Origin of the sequence: Peptoniphilus sp. oral taxon 836 str. F0141 (assembly GCF_000179335.1) — a bacterium.
Classification (GTDB): domain Bacteria; phylum Bacillota; class Clostridia; order Tissierellales; family Peptoniphilaceae; genus Peptoniphilus_A; species Peptoniphilus_A lacrimalis.
In genome coordinates, this window is the sequence record NZ_AEAA01000119.1 from 1 (window position 1) to 944 (window position 944).

General features: G+C 30.3%; 1 protein-coding gene. It reads right to left on the reverse strand.

Going from position 1 to position 944, the window contains the following annotated elements; genetic code table 11:
* Nucleotides 1-880, reverse strand: an 880-nt coding sequence (locus tag HMPREF9131_RS06220) for a sugar phosphate nucleotidyltransferase (RefSeq protein WP_009346009.1), incomplete at its 3' end; no start/stop codon positions are given.
* Nucleotides 881-944: the final 64 nt, after the last annotated feature.

Below are 944 nucleotides of genomic sequence, written 5' to 3' on the forward strand. Positions count from 1 at the left end.
CTCCCTTTTTAATATGTGAATTTTTATCTATATATGATCCAGGATAAATGCAAACATCCTCTTCGATTTTTGCACCATATTCAATATATGTTCTCTCAGGGTCAATCAAAGTTACACCCTTAAGCATATATTCATTATTAACAATTTCTCTTAAAATACTAGAAACATGAGCAAGTTCAGCTTTTGAATTTACCCCTAAGATTTCTCTCTTATCCTTTAGCTTATAGGAACCAACTTTTTTGTTTTCTCCTACTAAAATATTTAAAGTGTCTGTAAGATAAAGTTCATTTTGTGCATTATCAGAATTAATTTTAGAAATAGCATATTTTAAAGATTTGCCCTTAAAGGCAAAAATACCAGAATTAATTTCTCTTACTAATTTTTCTTTTTCACTGGCATCTTTTTCTTCAACAATTTTAATAACATTAGCATTGCCATCTCTTATTATTCTTCCATAATTTGTTGGGTCACAAAAATCTGCCGTAAGCACAGTCAAATCATTATTTTTAGACTTATGATAATTTAAAAATTTGTCAATGGTTTTACTGCTTATTAAAGGAGTGTCACCATTTAAAATAATTATATTGTCCTCATCTCCAATTTCTCCTAAGCAGCATGACACAGCGAAACCTGTACCATAAGGTGCATCTTCACCTATGGGCTGAGAAATAAACTTTAAAAACTCGCTTTCTTCAAAGGCTTCTTTAATCTGTTCTTTCTTGTTACCAATAACAACTAAATTTTTTTCAATATTTGATTCTTGGCAAGCATTTAAGACATAAAAAAGCATAGGTCTTCCAAGAACTTCATGTAAAACCTTAGCTTTTTCAGATTTCATTCTCTTGCCCTGCCCAGCTGCCAGAATAATAGAAACTTCCATATTCCACCTCTTGATATTTACTATTTACATTATAACTTTTAAGGCAGGTAATATTCAAGGTAAA